The sequence below is a fragment of the uncultured Bacteroides sp. genome (assembly GCF_905207245.1).
In the GTDB taxonomy this organism is placed as follows: Bacteria; Bacteroidota; Bacteroidia; order Bacteroidales; family Bacteroidaceae; genus Bacteroides.
On the sequence record NZ_CAJLKP010000002.1, the window covers coordinates 17,133 to 32,082 of the forward strand.

Consider the following 14,950-nt stretch of genomic DNA (forward strand, 5'->3'; position numbering starts at 1 on the left):
AATCGTTGGGTTCGTATCTTTAATTATCACTTATAAACCTGTATCGGCAACTCCCCGCGCAATGCTCCCAAAACATTCACAGCAAGTGCCTCCAGTTCATCTTCCCCGGGATAGACATGCACCGGAGCAAGGAAAGAAACCCGTTCCTTCAAACGGGAAATAACATAATCGGAATGAGCAATCCCTCCCGTCAGCAGAATTGCATCGACTTTGCCGTAAAGCACAACGGCAGCGGCACCCACACTTTTGGCAACCTGATAAATCATAGCATTCAGCACCAGTTCTGCTTTCGTATCTCCGCCTTCTATGGACTTGATAATAGCAGGTATATCAGTAGTGCCCAGATGTGCCGCCAGACCGGCATGACCGGAAATACGCTTCTTCAATTCATCTTTCCTGAAACGATGGGAGTAACAAAGGTCAATCAACGGGCCGGCAGGCAACGTCCCCGCCCGCTCGGGAGAGAAGGGGCCTTCTCCGTCAAGGGCATTGTTCACATCGATGCAGCGACCGTGATTATGAGTGCCGACGGATATGCCGCCACCCAAATGGCAGATTATAAGATTCAGGTCTTCGTAGTGAACCGGATGGTTGGGAGAAGTGGTTGTAAGTTCGGCAGCATAGCGGCGGGCAATGGCTCGCTGATTCAGCGCATGCCAGATGGTGATGCGCGGCATCAGGGGCGAACCTGTGATGCGGGCTATCTCATCCAATTCATCCACTACACCGGGATCGGCAATGAAGGCACGGCAACCGGGAAGCAATGCCGCCAGTTCGGCAGCAATGAGACACCCCAAGTTACAGGCATGACTGCGCATGGCATGGGCTATGTCGTCCAGCATAGCATCATTCACTTCATATACTCCACCCGGAATGGGCTTCAACAATCCTCCACGCCCCACGATGGCATCAAATTCAAAGGGAATACCATTCTCCCTCAAGGCTTCTATCACCAGATTCTTGCGAAACTCAAACTGATCGATGACACGCGGAAAGTGCGAAAGCTCCTCTACCGAATGACGGATGTTACGCACCAGAAGCGGAGTTGAGTCTTCATATACCGCAATCTTCGTTGAAGTAGAACCGGGATTGATAGCGAGGATTTTCATAGTTGAAGGATTTTAAAATTAAAGTTGTTCTTTACATGTCAGGCATGCCATAGCAATACTGTAGTACTTAGACAGGCCGGAATCGCTGCGCGAAGGTAGCACCACCGGACAAACAGGACCTTGCAACAAGCCCGCCATATCGGCATGAGCAAACAGGGATACAGCCTTATAAAAGGCGTTTCCCGATTCTATATTAGGGAATATCAGCACGTCCGCTTCTCCATTGATGGGAGATGCAATGCCTTTAATGTCACCACTTGTTTTCTCGCAGGAAGTCTTCACATCCAGCGGACCGTCAATTATCACATCTCCGAATTCTCCGGCTTCCGCCAGTTCCACAATATTGACATAATCCAGCGAATGAGGAAACTTGGCACTCACCTTCTCCGTGCAATGGATAAGCGAAATGCGGGGTTGTTCAATACCAAAATGGCGGCAGGTATGTATGGCATACCAGATCATTTCTATGCGCTGTTGCAAAGTGGGACGTGGAATAACGGCGGCATCCGAGAAAAACAACAGCTTATCATACGTAGGAATCTGCATCACAGCCAGGTGGGTGAGGATTTTGCCTTTGGGCAACAAACCTTTTTCCTTGTCGAGAATAGCACGCAAGAGATTATCGGTATTGATAATTCCTTTCATCAGAATATCTGCCCCACCCTCACGGACAATGCGGACGGCTTCGCGCGCCGCCTCATCAGAATCTTCGATATGCACAGTCTTGATATATTGGGGATATTTCTTCAATGTGGGATATTTTTCCAGAATGGCGGAGTCACCAATCATCAGAAATTCGGCAATCCCCTCTTCCAAAGCGCGGGCAATGGCGTATTCCGTATTGGGGTCATTGGCACATACTACTGCAATACGTTTCCTCTTGTTCAAGGATTTCAAGTGCGAGGTCAGTTCATCAAAGCTTCGAATAGGTTCCATAACGTTAGATTTTTAGCAAATATCAGAAAAAATGTCGAGAAATGCAGCATGATACACCCGGAAATTTCAGACGACATATATCAATTTGACATTACCGACCACTTTTTCCGACTTACCGGCTCTCTCTTATTTAACATCTCTTGTGTGCGTTTTGCTCAATCTGACGTCAGAATTGAGTTATTTTGTGTACTTTTGTCCCCATACACAACATGTAGAATTATGAGCAGCCTTATTTTTCCGCCATACGTACAAAAAGGTGATCGCGTCATCATCCTTTCTCCTTCCAGTAAAATAGACAAGTCTTTCTTGAAAGGAGCCAAAAAGCGTTTAAAGTCCTGGGGACTGGATGCTGTGATGGCGAAACATGCCGGAAGTTCAAACGGGACTTACGCAGGCAGCATCAGGCAACGCGTGGAAGACTTGCAGGATGCTTTGGACGATGAAAAAGCGAAAGTGATTTTGTGTAGCCGTGGCGGATATGGAGCAGTACACTTGTTGGGAAAGCTGGATTTTACGCGTTTTCGTGAACATCCCAAGTGGTTGATTGGTTTCAGTGACATCACTGCGTTGCACAACGTGCTTCAACAGAATGGTTTCGCATCTCTTCATGCCCCGATGGCCCGCCATTTGACGGTGGAAACGGAAGATGACTTCTGTACATCGGCACTTAAGGATATCCTGTTCGGACATTTCAATTCTGAGACGGCGGAAGCAGTACTGACTTCAGAGAACGGTTTCAGTTACATCTGTCCGGGACATAAGCTAAACCACAAGGGAGTTGGCAACGGCATTCTGCGGGGCGGCAACCTGTCCGTGTTTTATGGGCTGAGAGGCACACCGTATGATATTCCTGCTGAAGGAACCATCCTTTTTATAGAAGATGTAGGCGAACGTCCGCACGCGGTGGAACGTATGATTTATAATCTGAAACTGGGCGGTGTATTAGAAAAGCTCTCCGGCCTTATCATCGGACAGTTCACAGAATATGAAGAAACCAAATCTTTAGGTAAGGATTTATACGGAGCTATTGCCGACCTGGTGAAAGAATACGACTATCCTGTCTGCTTTAACTTCCCGGTGGGGCATGTCACGATGAACCTGCCCATGATAAACGGAGCAGCAGTAACCCTGGAAACCGGAAAAAAAGAAGTGAAACTAAGTTTTAATTTAGATAAAGAATGAAACAGAATTATACTCTCATCCCTTTATGCCTGGCACTGCTTGCATTCATAGCATGCAGCAACAACGCCAAGAAGGCAAGCGACGACACTGAAGCAACTACAAAAGAAGTTGTCAATGTTCCTCAGTTCAATGCGGACAGTGCTTATCAGTATGTGAAAGCACAGGTGGACTTCGGTCCCCGTGTTCCCAATACAAAAGCACACGTAGATTGTGGAAATTACCTGGCAGACAAGTTAACGGAGTTCGGTGCTAAAGTTACCAGCCAATATGTGGATTTACCTGCCTACACCGGTACGTTGCTGAAAGCACGCAACATCATCGGTTCTTACAAGCCGGACACGAAGAAGCGTATCGCTCTATTTTCCCATTGGGACAGTCGTCCGTGGGCAGATGCCGATCCGAATCCTAAAAATCATAATACTCCAATCTTAGGTGCTAATGACGGTGCCAGTGGTGTAGGTGTATTGCTGGAAATAGCACGCCACTTGCAAAAGCAGTTGCCCGAACTGGGTATTGATATTATTTTCGTAGATGCTGAGGATTATGGAGCACACCGTGCTTACAATGGTCCGCATAAAGAGGAATATTGGGCGCTTGGTTCGCAATATTGGGCACGCAATCCGCATGTACAGGGATATAACGCACGCTTTGGCATATTGCTGGACATGGTGGGCGGCAAAGGTGCAGAATTCCGTTATGAAGGCTTGTCGCATGAAGTGGCTCCCAATGTGAATGAAAAGGTTTGGAAAACAGCCAATGCTTTAGGTTTCGGGCGCTACTTTGTACAGAAAGGAGGCGGCACAGTTACCGATGACCACACGTTCATCAACGAATATGCCAAAGTCCCGACTATCGATATCATTCCTTATAATCCCGAAGGTGATTTCTTTGAGCATTGGCATACCGTGAAAGATGATATGGATGCTATCGATAAAGCTACCCTGCAGGCAGTGGGGCAAACTGTAATGCAAGTAATCTATAGTGAGAAATAAATCTAAATTATAAATCATAAATCTGCAACATGAGTATCAACGAATTGCAAGACGAAGTAATAGCCGAATTCAGCGACTTTGACGACTGGATGGACCGCTATCAACTCCTCATAGACTTAGGAAACGAGCAGGAACCGCTCGATGAGAAATATAAAACGGAACAGAATCTTATTGAAGGCTGCCAAAGCCGTGTGTGGTTGCAAGTTGACGAAGAAGCTGGAAAGGTAATCTTCAAAGCAGAAAGCGATGCTTTGATTGTGAAAGGTATTATCTCATTGCTGATAAAAGTACTCTCCGGTCATACGCCGGACGAGATTCTGAATGCCGACCTTTATTTCATTGATAAGATAGGACTGAAAGAACATCTTTCGCCTACTCGCAGCAACGGTTTGTTGTCTATGGTGAAACAGATGCGGATGTATGCGCTTGCTTTCAAGGCTAGAAAAAGTGATTAACTGTTAGTGGTTAGTGATTAACTGCTGACAAAGCGCAGCCTGCTAATCACTAACCACTAATCACTATCTACGTATTCCAGAATATCTCCCGGTTGGCAATCCAGAATTTTACAAATAGCTTCCAATGTAGAGAAACGGATGGCTTTTGCCTTTCCCGTTTTCAGAATAGATAAATTAGCAGGTGTAATGTCCACCTTTTCGGCCAGTTCTCCCAAAGATATCTTTCGCCGAGCCATCATTATATCAAGGTTTACTATAATCATATAAATCATTTTTTATCAAGGTTAGGATTAAATAGTCAGGTCTTGCTCTTCTTTCATCTTCACGCCCACGGCAAATATCTCGGTAAAGAGAACAATGACCACCAATGATATCCAATCTTCCGACATACTGAAACCTTTTATTTCATACCCTGGCAGACTCACTTGTTTCACCACTTCAACATAATTCAGCCATTCCATCAACGCATTCAAGATGCTAAAGGCTAATAAAGAATAGGTGAATACACGCATTCTCACCACATTGTCATGAGTAAACACATTCCGCTTCGATATGGAAATTAAAACCCGTATCAGGCAATAAATTCCGGCAAGAATAGCCAAAGCAGCAAACGCACCAAAGCAAAACACAATGCTACTCCAGGTAGACGGAACAATAGCCACACTTACTTTATCTATTTTGTAGGGAAGATTCTCATTCATTTTACTATTATGCAATGAGTCCAGATTGGTTGTTTCCAAAGGTCTCACCTCCACAGGAATAGCTTCGGGGGTATATAAGCTTGGATTTTCCGCACGGGCACTTTCACATCCTGCCAAAAAACTGTCGCGTTCTTCTTGCCAGCCGGCAGTAAAAGAGATTACAAAATCTCCTACAATCACCAGCATCGCTAATATTCCCAATATTCTAAATTTTTTCATAATCGTATTGTTTTTAAATCGTCAAATCCTGTTCTTCTTTCATTCTCAATCCGATAGCAAACACTTCCGCCACAATCAAAGCAGAAAGTCCCAATACCAGCGAAGTGATATGTACCATATCTGCCATACTCAACGAATAGCCTGTTACAGAAAATACTTTTTCCACATTATGGAAACTCAGAAACGCAGTAAAAAAAGTGCATGCAAAACTAATAATAAGCAATACCCCTAAACGCCTGAGCCGCCGGACATTCTTCCAATTGAATATATCGGATTTATTAATCGATACAATAAGACGGATAAAGAGTACCACAGCCCAAACAATAGCAACATAGTCTGCAATAAGAACCAGAAAAGAGATAATTCTGGACAAAACACTCGGCTGGGCATTCACACTGACAATCATTTGCCCGTAAGCAGCAGGTACATATTCGCCGGATTTCTCATTGTAAATGGAATCAATCAGAATATCTCCACCCAAATCTTTCGGCACTAACTGTACGACTTGCAAATTACTCATCTCTTCCTTTTCCTTCACGTCAATCTTGGAATCAAAACCTTTCTCAATACCGGTTTTAATTCCCATACCTACATAATAGGTGGTTTCCAAAACCGAATAACCCAGCACAAGTAATACGATCACGCAAAGAATATTCAATCTCCTTTTCATACTTTAGTAGTTGTATTAGATAATTTATAAGTGTTCATCATTCTCCAGGAAAGCATAAACAATAGTACAGAAAGTACCAGGCTAATCATGTATGCCGGCTCTCCGATTAAATCGGAAGTATAGTCCACATCCGGAAACTTTAAACTAAGATAAACAGAAAGACAGTTATTCATGATGTGAATCAGGATACAAGGTATCAAACTGTGTGTCTTATAATAAATCCATGCAAGGACAAAGCCAATCAATGTAGCTCCTACAATCTGCGCCGGATTCATATGGAAAATACCAAATAGCAGGCCGGATATTAAAATAGCTACCACCGGATTGTATTTCTTCAACAGGACTTTAGTAACTGCTCCCCTGAACAATAATTCTTCAAGAATGGGCCCCAGTATTCCCACACAGAGAATACCCAGCCAACCGGACTGCAAAACATCAAAAGTGTCACTCAAGAAGTCCGGGAGGAACGTGAGATGGGACATCAGGAAATCAATCATAAAAATCATGGAAATGCCCATTATGGCGCTCCAGAATAAATAGGATACAGATACAGGTGAATACAATTGTTTGTCACCGGTCAGATAACCTTGCCTCCACAAATAAATCACCATAAATACAAATCCTGCCAATAAGGCGGGAGCCAAAACAAAATCATTCGCCCTTTCTATGCTACCATATTTTATATGCGCATAAATCATAGCGAATGGCCCCACAGCCAATCCACCGAGAATCTGCATCGCCAAGTAAATAAGAACCAGTTTTATTGCCGTTTTCATCGTTGTCTTTTTCTAAAAAGTCTGCAAAGATACTATTTTCTCTATCAAATCGTCAAGCAGCAGCTCCTACACCACAAAGAACAGCCATCAACATGGAGAGGGAAATCACTAACAAAGAAATACTCATAAATGCCTTTTTCATAATCGTCAACCTTTATATGTTTTGTTATTCAATAATAATTTATCGTTTTTCGATATGCAAATAAAGAGGTATTTTTTGATATAACAAAGAAAAACAGAAAATATTTATCGAAAAACAATAAAATAAGTATGTTTTTCGATAATAATGCAAGAAATATAGAGGTAAAAGACTATTCTTTACGGATATTAAAGATAGCGGGAAGCATTCTCAGCATCCTTATGGAGCTGAGCAATAAGTTCGTCTATGGAATCGAATTTCAATTCGGGACGCAGGTAGCGGACAAAAGAAAGGCGAATGTGCTGTTCGTAAATGTCCGAATGGAAATTAAAGATATTCACTTCAATGCTACGGTCGGTGCCATTAGCCATTGTAGGACGGTAGCCAATACTGAGCATACCGCCATAAATCTGCCCTGCAACAGTGACACGGACAGCATACACTCCATCGGAAGGAACCAATTTATCAGGATTGTCCACCCGAAGGTTAGCAGTGGGAAAACCTATTTTACGTCCGACGCGATAACCGCTTACCACCGGGCCATTCAAAAAGTAATCATAACCCAGACAATCGGCCGCTTCCGAAACATTACCTTCCAATAACAGTTGGCGGATGACAGAGGAACTTACTGCAGTCTCCTTATTCATATATGCACGGGCAAGAATAACTTTTATCCCCAATTCCCCTCCATAGCGCACATAGTCATCAAACCCTTCGCTACGGTTGTGTCCGAAACGATGGTCGTAGCCTATGACAAGAGCACGTATGTTATAATGATTACGAAGGAAAAGCATAAACTCCCGTGCCGACAATATAGCAATTTCGGGAGTAAAATCAAGCATCATGCAGTAATCCAAGCCGGTTTCAGAAAGTAAGGAAACCTTTTCTTCATATGTAGTCAGTAGTTCGGGGCGATACTCCGGCTGCACAACTTTGCGCGGATGCACCGGAAAAGTCACCACCCCCGAAGCAAAACCGCATGCAGAAGCTGCTTCGCGCACCTGTTCTATCAGGTAGCGATGCCCAAGATGTACTCCATCAAAAAAACCGATGGTGGCAACACAAGGCTGGGGGAGCACTTCCGGTATGTTACGAAGCAACTGCATTTCAACTTTCAATCAACTAAACAAATGACTCCAATCTTCGCACGCTTGGGGCGTATAGGTAGAAATACCCAAAGTTTCTGCAACACGGCAGTTCTCAGCAGAATCATCTATAAAGAAAGTCTCTTTAGGGTCTATGCCCGTTTCATCCAGCAATCTCTGGAAAATAGCTACATCAGGCTTTGCCATTTTCATTTCATAAGAAAGGAAGATTCTCTCAAAGTAGTCTTCCACCCGAAATGCCTTATAATGGAAAGCGTGTTTGCACGACCACTTCCAGTGAATGTCGTTGGTGTTGCTCAACAAATAAACTACATACTTCTCACGCAGTTTCAGCAGCAAATCCAACTTATAAGTAGGAATACCTCCCAAAAAACTATTCCATGCAGCATCTATACGGGCATCGGTCACTATCTTCCCTATTTGTTCACGAATCGCATTCCGGAACTCTGCACTGGTAATCAGCCCTTTTTCATGTTGCAAGAAAAAACCTTGCTGATGACAGACATCAAGCATGGCCTCCACATTGGGCAAGCCTAACTTTGCGAAATTCTCAATACAACGCTGGCGGTCCAGGTCAATCAATACGCCGCCAAAATCAATAATAAGGTTTTTAATTCCTTTTTCTTTCATTTCTATTTCTGTGTTAAACGCCGGATGAAACGCATCGCCTCACCTACCCAAAGCACCAGTGAAGAAGAAGCGATAATAATCACCCATGTGATTAAATCAAGCGGTTCGGTACGGAATACAGCACCACCAAACTGTACAATAAGGAATTGTCCCACCAGAATGGCAAGCACAATCAGTTCCATACCATACGATTTGGAAATCCCTTTGAAAGCCGAGTCTGTAGTACCAAACACGCGGGCATTGAAAAGGTTCCAGAATTGAAGCATTACGAAGAATGTGAAGAATATGGTCAGACGTTGCACAGTCATACCGCCCTCGGCATGGTTAAACCAGTACAACATACCCATAAGTATAACCAGGAAAACTACTCCCGTACCTAAAATAGATGAACGCATTGCTTTGGATATAATAAAGTCGCTGCTGCTGCGCGGTTTCTCTTTCATCACACTCTCACTGGGAGGAATGGATGCCAGTGCCAGAGCAGCAAACGTATCCATAATAAGATTTACCCAAAGCATTTGAGTCACCGTAAGCGGTAATTCCGTACCAATCAGCGAGCCAAGCAGCACAATGAGCAAAGCTACAAAATTAATGGTCAGTTGGAAGACGATGAAGCGCTGGATATTCTTATACAGCGAACGTCCCCACATCACCGCAGTACCGATACTGTTGAAGGAGTCGTCCAACAGGGTTATGTCACTGGCCTCTTTGGCAACGGAAGTTCCCGTACCCATAGAAAGGCCTACCTGCGCATGATTCAGCGCGGGAGCATCATTCGTTCCATCTCCCGTCACCGCTACAACTGCCCCTTTCTGCTGCAATAATTGCACCAGGCGTTGCTTATCCGTAGGACGTGCACGAGACATAATCTTTAAATCCATTACACGGTCGAGCGCCTCCTCATCCGTCAGTTCGGCAAAGGCAGCACCTGTAATACGATTACGTTCCGTATCTTCCGGTTGCCACAAACCTATCTGGCGTGCTATTTCAGTAGCCGTACCCGGTGTGTCTCCCGTCACAATCTTGATATTGATGCCGGCTGACTGACATTTTGCAACAGCCGCAGGCACATCCTGGCGAATAGGGTCGCTGATGGCAACTACGCCAAGGAATGACAAATCATGGTCGGCAACCAACTCTACACAATCTCTCGTATCTGTATCTTCCACTATCTTGAAGGCAAAACCGAGGGTACGCATAGCCATATTCTGATAACCCAGCAATTGTTTTTCCACTGTAGAACGATATTCCACAGCGTCCACCCGTCTGCCATCCAGAATGACATCCTTACATTTGCCAAGAACTATTTCGGGAGCACCTTTCACATATAGTACCTTCTTGCCTATTAAAGGAGATTTTACTAACGTAGCCATGAACTTGCGTTCGGTAGAGAAAGTCAACTGGTCTACAACCGAAGCATTCTCACGCAATTCCAAATAATCGCGGTTCCGGCTATTCAACCACAAGAGCAAAGCTACCTCCGTAGGATTTCCCACTCCTTTTGGCTTTTCACCTTCCGCCATCTCTTCCAGAAAAGCTGTAGAATTAGTGCTGATACCTTCTACTACTAATTTACTGATATCATCGTCACCAACTTCTCCACCATCTTTCAGACCATAGAAACTCGGTTCGTAAACCTGCATCAGATTCTGGGTTAGTGTACCCGTCTTATCCGTACAAATCACGGTGATAGCACCCATCGTCTCACAGGCATGCATCTTACGCACCAGGTTATTGGTAGAAAGCATGCGGCGCATATTCAAGGCAAGGCTCAGCGTCACGCTCATCGGCAACCCTTCGGGGACAGCCACTACAATCAGCGTCACCGCCATCATGAAATATTGCAGAGTGGACTTCAATGCCGGAAGCCAGTCGTCGAAAGTCTGGAAAGAAGAGAAATCATAGTGTAACAGTACGTCCTTGATAAAAAAGATGGCAAATGCCAATCCGGCTACAGAGAAGCCGATTTTACCAATCAGATTGGCAAGTTTGGTGAGTTGTATATTCAGAGGAGTAGGTTCCGTGCTCTGTTCTGTACTCTGGCGCGCCACTTTACCGATTTCCGTATCATCACCCACACAAAGCACACGCATGGTTCCGTGTCCGTCTACTACTGTCGTGCCGCGCAACACTTTGTTGGAGGCATATGTAGCCTCTTCGTCGAAATCCGCCTCTACCGTAGTTTTGTTTATTACAGGTTCACCGGTCAGATTCGACTCATTTATTTGTAAGGAGATAGCTTCCAGCAATTCGCCGTCAGCAGGAATTTCTTCTCCGGTCTCTAATACAATAATATCTCCTACCACTACATCCTTCCGGGGAATTTCCTGTACACGCCCGTTACGGATTACTTTCACCAAAGTTTCCTCATTCACCGCATTCAGCAGGTCGAACTTTTTATTGGCATCGTACTCAAAATAGAATCCGATACCCGTAGCCAGCAAAATAGCGGCAATAATACCAATGGTTTCAGCATACTCATTCTCTATAACAGAAATTATCAAAGAGAATATAGCTGCAACCAGCAACACCCTGACCACAGGGTCTTCAAACTTTTCAAGATATAGTTTCCACAGGGAGGGGCGCTTGGGAGGCGTTAACAGATTGACTCCGTATTTTTCGCGGCTTTGCCTTACCTCGTCATCAGTAAGTCCGCCATGATAAAAATCATCTTTTGTTGCAGTCATGCAATTTATTAGGTTTGATTAAGAGGTGCAAAATTACAATATTAATTTGGTAAAGCGAATGTTATTAAATCTTTTTATAAGTTTGTCTTACCCTCTATCTCTGTTCCCTGTTTTGGGGTTGCCTGTCCATTGAGCGGCAGAGTAAACCAGAAGGTAGACCCCTTGCCATATTCCGACTCTACACCAATCTTTCCACCCAGTTTGCGAACTATCATTTCACAGATAGAAAGCCCCAGTCCGGTACCTTTTTTATGCTGTTCCACTCTCACAAAACGTTCAAAGATATGGTCTACCTTATCCGCCGGAATACCGCCTCCGGTATCTTTTACATAAAAGTAGAGTCCATCAGCACATGGTTTATATCCCAATGTAATGCTACCCTCATCCGTAAACTTCACAGCATTCGTCATAAAATTGGCAATCACCTGCATCAGACGGTTTCTGTCGGTATACAACATACATTCTTCCGGCGGCGTTTCCCTGAAGACCTGAATAACGGCAGCCTTCTCTCCCAGTCTCATGCGCGACAACTGCTCCATATCGGACATCAATTGATTGACATCCACTTCCGAGAAAGTAAATTCCAAAGTGCCTGCCTCTATTTTGGAAAGGTCAAGAATATCAGCAATCAATTGCTGCAACATATCATTATTGGAGTGAACAATTTCCAGAAACTGCGTCTTCTCTTCTTCCGTTCCGGCAGAAGCCAGCAATTCGGAGAAGCCGACAATGGCGTTCAGCGGAGTACGTATCTCATGGCTCATATTAGCAAGAAAAGCCGACTTGGAGCGGTCTGCATTTTCCGCTTTCTCACGAGCCCTTAGCAATTCTCCTTCCGCCCTTTTCAAACGGGTAATGTCATGCACAGTGATTACCATGCCCTCTTTGTCATCTATCGTCATGTACTCACCGGACACATAGGTTTCACATTCAGCCACATCACCTCTTCTGTCGCGTATATCGAGCACAGCCTCCAAATCAGTAAAACTGCTTTTATTCTTAAAGGTTTCTTCTATCTTATTACGGATGGGGCAATTGCCACAAAGTTCATGCGTACCACAGCCGCCTTCGGCAGACAATGCATTATTGCAACGCAGCAAATCGCCTACGCGCGCCAATCGTCCTTCGGGCCTGTGTGCCTTGGTTATATCATAATAATTGGTCCGTGAGACAACAAAGTCACGGTTTATTAAAAGGATGAATGCATGTACATTTTGCATAATAGACCGGAAGAGTTCTTCTGAACTGCGTAAGGCTTTCTTAGCATTTCCTGCTTTGAGCAATAATCTCCTGCTCCTGCCGAGTTCAAGCACATAAAGCACCAGTACTCCTACCAGTACCAGCATACCGGTTAGAATTAGTATCGTCATAAAGAGTTCATTTACAATAAAGATGGAACAAATATATCTCTTTCAGATTAGAACAGGAAACAAAACAGGAGGAATTATTGTTATTTATAAAGAAAACCTAAAATAACAATCTTATGGACAAGTACATTTGCACCGTTTGCGAATACGTTTATGACCCTGAATTGGGCGATCCTGAAAACGGCATAGAGCCGGGAACATCGTTTGAAGACCTTCCTGATGATTGGGTTTGCCCCTTATGCGGAGTCGGAAAAGAAGAATTTGAGAAAGCGTCCTAAGACGCTTTCTTTTCTTTTACATCACTGCTTGCCTCCACTACATTCACCACATAATCGCCCAACTTTTCACATTCGGCAATGATATCCATATAGTAAACGCCCATCTGATAATCATATTCCTTGTTGTTGACATCCAGAATATTCTGATTCTTCAGTTGGTTGCGGTAATTATTTATTTCATTCTCAAGATTAAACGACTTATTCACGTCGATACTCTGATGCTCAGAGCGTTCCACTACGACAATCATCTGGGCCAGCGCATCATCCGTCAGTTTCATCATAAAGTGAATATGGTCATATTGTTTCTCCGTAAAGTCCTGATTAGTCTGGCGTTTGCGATTGATAGTACGCGCGAGGTTATAACAACTATCGCCGATACTCTCAATCTCCGTTACTTCACGAAGCATGGCACGTATCTGGAGCTTGCTCTCCGAACTCAAACGACCTTCTGATACCTGGTTCAGATAGTTGGCAATCTCCAACTCCATATTATCACTGATATTCTCATACTTCTCAATCCGGCTGAATAACTTATTATAGTCATCATCCTTCTCCGTATGAAGCAAATCCTGCACCATGTTGAACATGCGATGAGTACGTTCGGCAAACAGATGTATCTCCTTGTGCGCCTGCAAAATGGAAAGTTCCGCCGTAGAAAGCATACCGCCGGATATGAAGCGCAGACGATATTCTTCGTCGACTTCTTTCTGCGGAATAATGGCACAAACGGTACGTTCTATAAGTTTCACGAACCAAATAAGTATCAGCACGTTGCAAATATTAAAACAAGTGTGGAATGCCGACAATTTGAATGATACCGCCACAGCAGGGTCTTTTGTTCCCATTACGTTTTCTACAAACCAGGATACGGCACTCGTAAACGGAGAAAACAGGCAAAGCACCCAGATAACACCGAAAACATTGAATACCAGGTGAGCCAATGCAGCCCTCCTCGCCTGTGTGTTACCGGTCAGTGCGGCAAGATTGGCGGTGATGGTGGTACCGATATTCTCACCCAGCACCAGCGCCGCCCCCAATTCAAAACTAATCCACCCGTTGGCACACATAATCAGCGTGATAGCCATCGTTGCAGCCGATGCCTGCACAACCATAGTCAGGATGGTACCAATAAACACAAATAAAAGAATAGAGAGGTATCCCATATCCGTATAGCTCTGCACAAAAGCCAGCATTTCGGGATTTGCTTTCAAGTCCGGCGCATTAGATTGCAGCAAAGAAAGTCCCATGAAGAGGAAGGCAAAACCGAATATAAATTCGCCGATAGACTTACGATGACTTTTTTGAGAGAAGAGGAGAGGAATGCCGAAAGCGAGGAGAGGAAGTGCGAAAGCGGCGATATCAACTTTAAATCCTAACGCCGAGATAATCCATGCCGTAACGGTAGTACCGATATTGGCTCCCATAATAACCCCGATGGATTGGGATAAGGTCAGCAGACCGGCGTTTACGAAACTCACCACCATAACGGTAGGTGCAGAAGAAGATTGAATCAGTGCCGTAATCAGCACACCCGTCAGCACTCCGGTCACCCGGTTCGTAGTCATTGCCGTCAGAATTTTCCGGAGCCTGTCACCAGCGAACTTTTGAAGTCCTTCACTCATTATTTTCATTCCGTACAGGAATAATGCCAGTGAACCAAGCAGCTTTAAAAAATCATAAAAAGAATATTCCATCTTTAATTA

At 44.3% G+C, this 14,950-nt stretch carries 15 protein-coding genes; 4 read left to right on the forward strand and 11 right to left on the reverse strand.

Annotation, left to right across the window (positions count from 1 at the left end; translation table 11 throughout):
• Positions 1–26 precede the first annotated feature (26 nt).
• Both buk and QZ135_RS00985 read right to left on the reverse strand, forming a co-directional pair.
• Positions 27–1,109 carry a butyrate kinase gene (gene buk, locus QZ135_RS00980; protein WP_294605034.1) on the reverse strand — a complete coding sequence of 361 codons (1,083 nt, stop codon included), beginning with the start codon at positions 1,107–1,109 and terminating at the stop codon, positions 27–29.
• 18 nt (positions 1,110–1,127) lie between these two features.
• Positions 1,128–2,045 (reverse strand): phosphate acyltransferase, encoded by a 918-nt coding sequence (locus tag QZ135_RS00985; protein ID WP_294605036.1) that lies wholly within the window; start codon positions 2,043–2,045, stop codon positions 1,128–1,130.
• Between the two features lie 219 nt (positions 2,046–2,264).
• Between QZ135_RS00985 and QZ135_RS00990 the strand changes: the two genes are divergently transcribed.
• The 3 genes from QZ135_RS00990 to QZ135_RS01000 are packed head-to-tail and all read left to right on the forward strand — an operon-like array spanning position 2,265 to position 4,674.
• Positions 2,265–3,227 carry an LD-carboxypeptidase gene (locus QZ135_RS00990; RefSeq protein WP_294605038.1) on the forward strand — a complete coding sequence of 321 codons (963 nt, stop codon included), beginning with the start codon at positions 2,265–2,267 and terminating at the stop codon, positions 3,225–3,227.
• Complete coding sequence (locus tag QZ135_RS00995; protein WP_294605041.1) at positions 3,224–4,219, forward strand: M28 family peptidase; 996 nt, start codon at positions 3,224–3,226, stop codon at positions 4,217–4,219. The genes QZ135_RS00990 and QZ135_RS00995 overlap by 4 nt, the downstream gene beginning before the upstream one ends.
• A 29-nt stretch (positions 4,220–4,248) precedes the next feature.
• Entirely contained in the window at positions 4,249–4,674 is a 426-nt protein-coding gene (locus tag QZ135_RS01000) for a SufE family protein (RefSeq protein WP_294605045.1), read from the forward strand.
• Between the two features lie 56 nt (positions 4,675–4,730).
• Here the strand turns inward: QZ135_RS01000 and QZ135_RS01005 are convergent, their stop codons facing one another.
• The 8 genes from QZ135_RS01005 to QZ135_RS01040 form a co-directional block, all read right to left on the reverse strand.
• On the reverse strand, positions 4,731–4,937 hold the full coding sequence (locus QZ135_RS01005) for a helix-turn-helix transcriptional regulator (RefSeq protein ID WP_009132520.1): 207 nt from the start codon (positions 4,935–4,937) through the stop codon (positions 4,731–4,733).
• Between the two features lie 27 nt (positions 4,938–4,964).
• Complete coding sequence (locus QZ135_RS01010) at positions 4,965–5,594, reverse strand: DUF2975 domain-containing protein (RefSeq protein ID WP_294605051.1); 630 nt, start codon at positions 5,592–5,594, stop codon at positions 4,965–4,967.
• Positions 5,595–5,607: 13 nt separating this feature from the next.
• Positions 5,608–6,264, reverse strand: a complete 657-nt coding sequence (locus QZ135_RS01015; RefSeq protein WP_294605053.1) for a DUF2975 domain-containing protein — start codon at positions 6,262–6,264, stop codon at positions 5,608–5,610.
• Positions 6,261–7,040 (reverse strand): type II CAAX endopeptidase family protein, encoded by a 780-nt coding sequence (locus QZ135_RS01020; protein ID WP_294605055.1) that lies wholly within the window; start codon positions 7,038–7,040, stop codon positions 6,261–6,263. Before QZ135_RS01020 ends, QZ135_RS01015 begins: the two co-directional genes overlap by 4 nt.
• 327 nt (positions 7,041–7,367) lie before the next feature.
• Positions 7,368–8,285, reverse strand: coding sequence for a bifunctional riboflavin kinase/FAD synthetase (locus QZ135_RS01025; protein ID WP_294605316.1), 918 nt, complete (start codon positions 8,283–8,285; stop codon positions 7,368–7,370).
• 12 nt (positions 8,286–8,297) lie between these two features.
• Positions 8,298–8,915, reverse strand: a complete 618-nt coding sequence (locus QZ135_RS01030; RefSeq protein ID WP_294605059.1) for an HAD family phosphatase — start codon at positions 8,913–8,915, stop codon at positions 8,298–8,300.
• Positions 8,916–8,917: 2 nt separating this feature from the next.
• Complete coding sequence (locus tag QZ135_RS01035) at positions 8,918–11,602, reverse strand: calcium-translocating P-type ATPase, PMCA-type (RefSeq protein ID WP_294605062.1); 2,685 nt, start codon at positions 11,600–11,602, stop codon at positions 8,918–8,920.
• Positions 11,603–11,676: 74 nt separating this feature from the next.
• The gene (locus tag QZ135_RS01040; RefSeq protein ID WP_294605065.1) at positions 11,677–12,972 is read right to left on the reverse strand and encodes a HAMP domain-containing sensor histidine kinase; all 1,296 of its coding nucleotides are present in this window, start codon (positions 12,970–12,972) and stop codon (positions 11,677–11,679) included.
• A gap of 113 nt (positions 12,973–13,085) precedes the next feature.
• Between QZ135_RS01040 and rd the strand changes: the two genes are divergently transcribed.
• Positions 13,086–13,247, forward strand: coding sequence for a rubredoxin (gene rd, locus QZ135_RS01045; RefSeq protein ID WP_009132511.1), 162 nt, complete (start codon positions 13,086–13,088; stop codon positions 13,245–13,247).
• Here rd and QZ135_RS01050 read toward each other — a convergent pair.
• Positions 13,244–14,941, reverse strand: a complete 1,698-nt coding sequence (locus QZ135_RS01050) for a Na/Pi cotransporter family protein (protein ID WP_294605067.1) — start codon at positions 14,939–14,941, stop codon at positions 13,244–13,246. The two genes, rd and QZ135_RS01050, sit on opposite strands and share 4 nt — an antisense overlap.
• Between the last annotated feature and the right edge of the window lie 9 nt (positions 14,942–14,950).

What these genes read in the sequence shown, in the direction of transcription:
- buk (WP_294605034.1), bottom strand. Translation starts at nt 1,109, where the DNA reads ATGAAAATCCTCGCTATCAATCCCGGTTCTACTTCAACGAAGATTGCG.
- QZ135_RS00985 (WP_294605036.1), bottom strand. Translation starts at nt 2,045, where the DNA reads ATGGAACCTATTCGAAGCTTTGATGAACTGACCTCGCACTTGAAATCC.
- QZ135_RS00990 (WP_294605038.1), top strand. Translation starts at nt 2,265, where the DNA reads ATGAGCAGCCTTATTTTTCCGCCATACGTACAAAAAGGTGATCGCGTC.
- QZ135_RS00995 (WP_294605041.1), top strand. Translation starts at nt 3,224, where the DNA reads ATGAAACAGAATTATACTCTCATCCCTTTATGCCTGGCACTGCTTGCA.
- QZ135_RS01000 (WP_294605045.1), top strand. Translation starts at nt 4,249, where the DNA reads ATGAGTATCAACGAATTGCAAGACGAAGTAATAGCCGAATTCAGCGAC.
- QZ135_RS01005 (WP_009132520.1), bottom strand. Translation starts at nt 4,937, where the DNA reads ATGATTATAGTAAACCTTGATATAATGATGGCTCGGCGAAAGATATCT.
- QZ135_RS01010 (WP_294605051.1), bottom strand. Translation starts at nt 5,594, where the DNA reads ATGAAAAAATTTAGAATATTGGGAATATTAGCGATGCTGGTGATTGTA.
- QZ135_RS01015 (WP_294605053.1), bottom strand. Translation starts at nt 6,264, where the DNA reads ATGAAAAGGAGATTGAATATTCTTTGCGTGATCGTATTACTTGTGCTG.
- QZ135_RS01020 (WP_294605055.1), bottom strand. Translation starts at nt 7,040, where the DNA reads ATGAAAACGGCAATAAAACTGGTTCTTATTTACTTGGCGATGCAGATT.
- QZ135_RS01025 (WP_294605316.1), bottom strand. Translation starts at nt 8,285, where the DNA reads ATGCAGTTGCTTCGTAACATACCGGAAGTGCTCCCCCAGCCTTGTGTT.
- QZ135_RS01030 (WP_294605059.1), bottom strand. Translation starts at nt 8,915, where the DNA reads ATGAAAGAAAAAGGAATTAAAAACCTTATTATTGATTTTGGCGGCGTA.
- QZ135_RS01035 (WP_294605062.1), bottom strand. Translation starts at nt 11,602, where the DNA reads ATGACTGCAACAAAAGATGATTTTTATCATGGCGGACTTACTGATGAC.
- QZ135_RS01040 (WP_294605065.1), bottom strand. Translation starts at nt 12,972, where the DNA reads ATGACGATACTAATTCTAACCGGTATGCTGGTACTGGTAGGAGTACTG.
- rd (WP_009132511.1), top strand. Translation starts at nt 13,086, where the DNA reads ATGGACAAGTACATTTGCACCGTTTGCGAATACGTTTATGACCCTGAA.
- QZ135_RS01050 (WP_294605067.1), bottom strand. Translation starts at nt 14,941, where the DNA reads ATGGAATATTCTTTTTATGATTTTTTAAAGCTGCTTGGTTCACTGGCA.